A 369-nucleotide genomic window follows, 5' to 3' on the forward strand; every position below is an offset into this window, starting at 1 on the left:
TTCTGTGCATCTGTAATTGCTTGCTCAAGTTCTTCTTCGGTCAAGTACTTCACCAACTGACCTCGCCGACTACTCTTCATCAAAATAGGAACGCTCTCTCAGGGCTCAACTCTTTCGCAGACCACTCGATGCGGCGGTACGCCCGCCGATGGGGAATAGAGAACAGCTACAAGTCGATCAAGGACTTCCTCGCGTGGACGACTTCACGAAATACCGCCGTTCGAGTGTTCTACTTCGGTTTTGCAGTGATTCTGTACGATATGTGGTTGCTCGTTGACCTGCTGGTGCAGGTCAGCCTCGACATTGACCAGCGACTGAAACCACGCGTGCCTGCGCGGACATTCCTGAATGTCGTCCGCAAGGAGGCAC

At 53.1% G+C, this 369-nt stretch carries 1 pseudogene; it reads left to right on the plus strand.

Annotated features, from left to right (window positions below):
- Window positions 1-128: 128 nt before the first annotated feature.
- Window positions 129-369, plus strand: a pseudogene (locus D3D02_RS20215) (ISNCY family transposase); the annotation flags it as partial.

Source organism: Halobellus sp. Atlit-38R (assembly GCF_003665925.1).
GTDB classification, from domain to species: domain Archaea; phylum Halobacteriota; class Halobacteria; order Halobacteriales; family Haloferacaceae; genus Haloquadratum; species Haloquadratum inordinatus.